At 48.3% G+C, this 8,048-nt stretch carries 1 pseudogene; it reads left to right on the top strand.

The window, feature by feature from the left end:
• Window positions 1-60: 60 nt before the first annotated feature.
• A pseudogene (locus HMPREF1551_RS13895) lies at window positions 61-8,048 on the top strand (hypothetical protein); the annotation flags it as partial.

Raw genomic sequence — 8,048 nt, 5'->3', positions numbered from 1 at the left:
GTAATCTTCGGTCAGAATGGTTCACGTCAGAATGACTCCACGCTAAATCCGATTTTCAATTTGAGTGGAGGAAAGCAGGATGCTTCAGGCCCCTTGAAATACACCATCAAGGTAACGGATGGCAATAATATCACCACGACGGTGACACCGACCAATGGTATTTACCGCTATTCATTTGCGGCGGGCACTTATAAGATCAGCATATCAGATGAGAATGAATGTAATAAGGATGTGGTGTATACCTTTGTGATGAAGGCGCGTAATAAGCTCCAGAAGATAGATTTGAGCTATGTAGGCAATGGAGCTACTTGTGCGAGCAATTCATCCACTGGTATAGGCAAGATAGTGATCACCCCGACTTGGGTAACCACTAGCAATGGCCAGCCGCTGCAATACGCTTGGAAGAAGAAATCGGATACCACATGGACTAACCTTCCGTCCAATGAGGTACCAGCCGCTACGGTAGCCTCTTGGGACAAGGGAGTAGAATATGTTATAAGAGCCAGAGATAGCTATATCTGTGGTCAGGAGAAGACAGTAGTGATCCATCCAGAGATCAGGACACTCACCTCGGGAGACTATGAAGTAGTACAGCCGCAGAACTGTGGATCGACTCCAACGACAACCGGTAAGATTACGGTTAATAATGTAAGTGGAGGCGCAAGTAGTTCTTATGAATATGCGATAGTAGCGGCAGGAGGCACCCCAGGTACTTACCAAACATCCAATGTATTTACGGGCTTAGCCGCAGGTAAGTATGATATTTATATCAAGGATGCGACCCCAGGCTTGGAGCCAGAACCTTGTGGCAAGAAGGTAGCCAGCAATATCGCCATCCATAATTCCATAGCCAGTAGCATAACCGGTTCTTCAGCGATAAGTACAGCCAAGAGTGCCTACTGTGAAGATAATGGCGGAACCTTGGTGTTCAATACGATTACAGGTAAGGGGCCGTTTAAGATCACCTTAGTACATGGCGGTTCCAGCACCACCACTGTACATACGATAGCCCGTACCCCAGCCATCCAGCCAGGAGATACGAGTGTGCCAGCCATGACAGTGAACAACTATGAGATTACAGGGCTTGCTTCAGGTACCTATACCATTACGGTGACAGACGAAGGCAATGGAGGCTGTAATATCACCCCTGGCGGTACCTCCACCGAGACCATCGCACCGATGACATGGGGAGCAACAGTTTCGAAGACTTTTGCCAATTATACATGTGGAGCGCAGGACCGAAGCTTTGCGGTGAAGTTCACTCACGATGCCTCTCCAGCGGCGGACTATAAGTTGGTATATAGAATCATCAAGAAAGATGGAGTGGCTTATTCAAAACCATGGATTACAGAGACAGCTGCTCCTGCATCACCGATGGCGGCTAACAGTGCGGTCTTTAGTGGAGAAGGTATCAACCATACCTATGTGGTAGAAGCGGCTTTGGTAAAGGCCACTGAGACCAACTATAGTGGTGCGAACCTCTTGTGTAAAACCACCACGGAGGTAAGATTGCAGCCATCAAGCAATGACTTGACCACAGCCAATGCTACGGCGCTCGCTTGTGCGGGTGACTATACGGTGGATGCGAAGTTAGGCACGGCAGGTACCTACTATGATGTACAGTTCTTGGTCAATAAGACCGCTAATGGAGGTGTTACCACAGCTACGGCTACCCAGTCCGCAGAGATCGGTACTTATGCAGGCGGTACCCCAGTGACCTTTACCTTGAAGCGAGGCAGAAACAATGAGATCTTTGTAAATTACAAGACCAGTCCATCAGGCCCTGTATGTACCCTTTCGGTAAGTCCACAGGAGCCAACTACGCCACCGACCTTAGAGGCCTCAGCACAGGGAGACAATGTGATAAACCTCTGTTCCTCAGCACCAGGAAGTCCGGTAGAGCTTAAGATCAATGTGACTACGGGTACCCCAACAAGCTTTGTCTTGTATAAGAAAGGATCCGATGGTACCCTTACCAGCTTAGGAACCACAACGAGTTGGACAACGGCACCCTCTGTGGCACCAGCCCCAACAGGAACGGTATATAGCTTTAGTATAACCCCACTTCCTCCATCCCTTACAACAACTACCACTTTGGTAGTGGGAATGCTTAGTGGTACTTGTGAATCACAGACCAATGAGGTAGTGGTAAGCCCACCAGCGAGCCCTATGGTAGCAGGTACGATAAATGTAGACGATAGTTCTAAGGCGATTAACTGTACCGATGGTAAGGGACAATTAGTCATCAGTGGTATGGCCACTGGCGGAGTAGGCCCTTATACCTTCAGTTTCGATAAGAATGTCAATACATTCCTAAGAAGAACGATCCAGGTAAGGAATGTGACCAGCCCGAATGCGCCTATTACCTTTGACTTCAAGGCGAGTGACTTCTCGGTATCTCTACCGACAATGCCAGCCTTGACACTAACGATAAAGGATGAGGGAACGGGTTGTACCCTAAGTACGAGCATACCAGCGGCGAACATGAAGCACTTTGCCAACAGCAAGCATACGGCTAAGTTCCAGTTGGATATAGATACGGCAGCGGCTTCTGCTTGTGACAATAGCAATGATACCTATACCCTTAAGATCACCCTATCGGCTCTTAATGCGGTAGGTAGCCATGCCACCTTTGCCGACTACGAATACTCTATTGATGGAGGGGCTACTTATACCCAGTTCCCTGCCAATCCAGCAACAGTAGCTATTCCAGCCTACTTTGACCATACGAAGGTAAAGGTACGCAACAGACATAGCAAGTGTACAACGGATACTCCAGAGAATGCAGGACACTATGGTTCTTTGGCAAGTAATGAGAAACTGGCATATCCTAAGTTAAGATTCACCGCTAATAAGACACAGGATATAGCCTGTGATGCAAGCAGTGTATATAGAGCGAAGCTCAAGGCAGTGATTACCAGCGGTTCAGACTTTGTGACAGCACCTACTGTACCAAGTAGCTTTGCTGCGGCACTCCGCTACGAGATCAAGGTAACAGAAGTAAATCAAGGAGATAGCTATACCACACCGTTGGCTGCGCCAATGGGTACATTAGTCTCCTCTTACAGCCCAGCTGGCACCAATGCCCACGAGCAGGAGATAGACCTTCCGTTACCGGTAGGAGGTAGCAAGCGTTACTTTGTAGTATGGATCAAGGATACAGGTAGCCGTTGTACGGACTACAGACCGAGCCAGACCATAGAGATACTCCCTGCCGAGACACAAACAGACCTTAAGACACGTCATGAGATAGACCGAGCAGAGATCAAGCAGGTAGAGGATTGTGATAACACCCCGACGGAAACTGGTAGCTTCGAGTTTATTCGTAAGACTAGTGCGAATGCGCGTGAGGATGTAGCCTTTGTATATGACTTGCAAAAGGCCACCCCTATTGGAAGTACAACCTTTGTATCAGTAAAAGACATTACAGATTTAGATCGTATCCCAAGCAAGCCTACAGATCCAGCCGGTTCGGTACGCTATAGAGTAGAAGGCTTAGCAGGCAATTCTGATTATAAGCTTTTTGTGAAGTCCTCAAGCAATGGGGTATGTGGAGGCTATAATGTAACCAATGATCCATTGAATGTAGTAAGCATCTTCCAGAATCCATATATCAAGCCAGATCCATCAGATACAAATGGAGGTGCCCTCTTGGTGGATAGAAGCTGTAGTACCACGCCGATAGACGGAGTGACCCCAAGTCCGGATCATGCCAAGTTGCGTGTGAAGATAGCAGGAGGTATTCCTCCTTATACGATAGAGGTATTGGATGGCTCGAATGCGGTACTTCAAAGAGAAGTGAAGAATCAGCCATTGGTAACCTACCCAACGCCTTCGAACTATAGTGAGTCTCATATCTTTGAATTGCCAGATACAGGCTTTGACTATCCTATCAAGGTGAAGATCACTGATGGCAAGGGCTGTGTGATAGACGATACGAACTATCCGGCATTTGCCAAGACAGTCAAGACACTTCATAAGATAGACTCTGTATCGGTAACACGTAGCCAACGTATGAGTTGTGCTACGGGAGCCGTAGAGAAGATTAAGTTTGAGGTACATACCCGTGGTAATGTAGCCAATACCGATGGATACAACCTCCATATAGAGCAGCGAGACCCAGGAACAGGAACCTATACGGATGTAGGAATCTATCTTCAAGGAGAGCGACCTGTGGCAGATATCCCAGGAACAGGACTCTCAGCAGATATTAGCTTGCCAAACATCACCACAGATGAGGCAGAGTACCGCATTACAGTACTGGATAAGGACACCAAGTGTACCTATGTATTGCCAGAACACTATAAGGTGATCAAGAGCGTGAAGCCAAGGGTAACCTTAAGCTTAGTGGAAGGAGGCTGTGCGGATATAGACAGCTCCGCTCCGAATGTAGATCTTAAGTTCAAGATAGAGGTAGAAGGAGGCGATTACGAGCAGAATGGTTATACCTACCAGTTAAGTACGGTAGGCCCAGGCTATACCTCAGGATTGTCCACGGCCACTACCGAACCTTCGGTAGAGTTCCCAGTAAGCATATCCAATAGCTTGGCTCCTAATGGCTCGACCACTCGCTTCCAAGTGGAGGTAAAAGTAGTGGATAGCCAGTGTGAAGCGATAGCAGAGACCACAGTGGTACGTCCAAGTATGATCAATGTGACTACGGCCATGACCAAGGGCTTGACCTACTGTAATGGAGTTCCCAACAATGATGCAGAGATAGCCGTTACCGGCACTCCAACCGGAGGCTGGGGAGGTCCTTACCTATACCAGATAGTGAGCAACGGTGCAGAAGGCGGCTGGACGAATGAGACCACCTTTGGAGGCTTGGGCGAAGGCAGCCACTATATACAAGTGAGAGACGGCCGAGGCTGTGTACGCAACTTAGACACCTATCGTTTCTTGCAGTATAACAATGCGCTTATGGACTTGCAACCACCTACAAGCAACCTAACGGTAACCCCAAGCTGTGTAGGGGCACAGGATGGCTCTTTGAGATTGGTAGGCGTATCCGGAGGTATGGTACCTTCAGGTACCCCACACCCTGATGGAGGAACAGCCGCTGAACTGAAAGGACGTCTGAGCTACGAGCTCTTCGATGCAGAGACCAACACCTCCTTAGGAGTGATCCTGCCAGATGATAATGCTACGACCCGTGGAACGGTAACCTTCCGCAATATAGGCTCTGGTAAGTACTTTGTACGTATCTACTCAGCGCTATTGTGTGCGGATGATTATATGGACACCGATCCTATCATAGTGAAAGACCCAGGAACGATCTTAGCCCGTGCACGTATCACCAAGCAGCCAGGCTGTACAACGGCAGGAGACCTCTTGGTAGAGGTAGATCCACGTCCAGGCATGGAAAGCGCTCGTGCTACCTATACAGCAGAGATCTTTGACGTAACGGATGAGAACAACCCTGTATCTTTGGGTAGCACCGCACCTTCTGACATCACCGGAGGAGGTATCTCAGGGGCCACCATCAACTTCCCAGCGAAGCTAAAAGCCCAGAACAATGGAGGTAATGTCGATAGGAAGTACCGTGTAACAGTCAAAGACAATAATGGAAGTGGAAACTATTGTTCAGGACAAAGTAACATTGTACCAGTGAGCAAGGTAGCGCCATTGACCATCACCCATGTCCCTGAAGAGAGTGTTCAGACACTCAAGTGCTATCAGGCCTCCTACGGTAAGATCACCGTAAGAGCCACAGGAGGTAAGGCCGATGAGCAATATACCTTCACTCTGAAGAAGGGAAGCACTACAGTGGCTTCGAACAACCAAGGAGTCTTCGAAGGCCTTTCAGCAGGCACTTACAAGGCAGAGGTAACCCAAGCCAATGGTGGCTGTGGAATAGTCTCTACAGGAGATATTGTCATCACTGAAGAGACCCCATTCAAGGTGAAGTTCAAGGTAGAAGATGTTAAGTGTAATGGTGAGAAAGATGGTAAGATTAAGATTACCCACACCGATGGATTGAATTACCTAAGCGGAACCCGAAGAAAGCTCACCTATGCGATCTCTCCACGTTTGGATCGATTCTTAGAAAAACCAGACGGTGTGATCGATAGCTTGGCACCAGGAAGATACTTTGTGATAGTACAAGACGAGAACGGTTGCCGTCCTCATGAGATATACAAAGAAGGAGAGCTCACTCCGATAGCCGATGACGTGATAGAGTTCATCGTCAACGAACCAGAACCACTTAGTGTGACTGTAAACCCAGAGTTCACCCTACACGAAAGCTGTGAAGGAGCCAGCGATGGAGAAGCACGCCTAAGAGTATACGGCGGGGTGCCTTACTCAGAGGTAAGCGACAACAAGGAGTATAAGATAAGTATAGATGGCGGCGCCTTTATCCGTTACTTTACCCTTGGAGATGGCGGCGGAGATCCTAACGGAACGAAGCTAGAAAACCTCTCCGCTGGAGACCACACCATTGTGGTGAAGGATAAGAATAACAAATGCTTGGCAGAAACCTCTGTACATATCGAAAAAGGATCAGAGGTGAAGCTACACCTAAGCGAAGGTAAGTACGAATGTGTCGATGGGGTGATCAAATATGTAGTGGAAGCAAGTGTAACACCGACCAACTTGGCCTTGAATGTACGCTATGCCCTTGAGAGGGAGAACTCCAATGTCTTCGAGGCGCATGACAATGCGAAGTTCAACTTAGATGTAGACCTGAGAGGCAATACGACCAAGACCTATAAGATCCGTGTATACCACAAGGTAACCGGTCATAAGGAATGCTACCAAACATCGGATCCGATTACTGTGGCACCTAAGTCACCCATTACGATAGACGATGTACCGAATGTACCTAAGGTAAAATGCCACGACAGTGCGGATGCCTCCTTTGTGATCACCGCTCACGGAGGTTCAGAAGACTTCGAATATGGTATGAAGAAGGCCGATGGTACTTACCAATGGCAAGGAACCAACAATGTGTTCAGCAACCTCAAGGTAGGCTCCTATACGGTAGCGGTGAAGGATAACCAATATGGCTGTATCGTTGAGAAGATCAACATCCCAGTGGAGGCACCACAAAGGATTTCAATCACTCAGCAAGCCATCCAGCATGTAGGCTGTAAGGGAGAAACCAATGGTAAGATCACCTATGTGCTCGACGGAGGTAACTCACCTTATAACTGGGAGTTGTTCAAGGAAGATGGTACTTCCACCAGCAAGCGCGGTCAGCGCGTGCGTGTGGCCACTCCATTTGACATCACTAGCTTAGCAGCAGGTAAGTATATGCTCTTGGTAACCGACTCGAATGATTGTAAGGAGCGTAAGAACTTCGAGATCATCGAAGGAGTGGACTTAGCAGGGGTGATAACCCAACAGTACCAATGTAACAGTGTGATCGATGAGAACAACAAAGTCTTGGTAGTGGCTGGAGCCCGAGGAGTGAACAGCGACACGGCAGCCGAAGCGACCTACGACGTATATGTATCGGTAACGACCCCATACTTGGTAATCAACCCAAGTATCCATGGAGCAGCCAACCGCTTGCGCTATGCCATCGGAGTGGAAGGCGGCAGCCTACCGACCCAGCGATATGAGTTCGAAGGAACCAGCTCAGTAGGAGGGGACAACACCCACAACATGTACCGTATCAAGCATGCGACACTTGTCAACCAGCTCAACAATGCCAGAGCACTCCAAGAAGGCTTGAATCGTTATAAGTTGTACTTGTACTATTTTGATAAGGACAACCCAAGGATGAGCGACTTGCCATTATGCCAAGACATACGAGACTTGAACATAGAGTACTATCCACCGCTGAAGATTACCAACACCAGCGTGGCCAACGACTTGAACCTCTTGAAGGTGAAGATAGAAGGAGGTAAGCAGAAGTACACGGTATACTTCGGTTCTGCTCAATACCATACGGCAGAAGAGGCCAAGGCACACTATCTACAACGAGTGGATAATGTACCGGCAGGCGAAGAGGTGACCTACTTCGTACAGCGTACGGATTATGAAGAAGAGAACCCAGAAACGGGCAAGGTAGAGAAGAAAGTACGTGTGTATGTAGAGGACAG

Origin of the sequence: Capnocytophaga sp. oral taxon 863 str. F0517, assembly GCF_000466425.1 — a bacterium.
Taxonomy (GTDB): Bacteria; Bacteroidota; Bacteroidia; order Flavobacteriales; family Flavobacteriaceae; genus Capnocytophaga.
The sequence above is the reverse complement of the archived record's forward strand: the minus strand, read 5'-3'. Positions and strand labels throughout refer to the sequence as shown.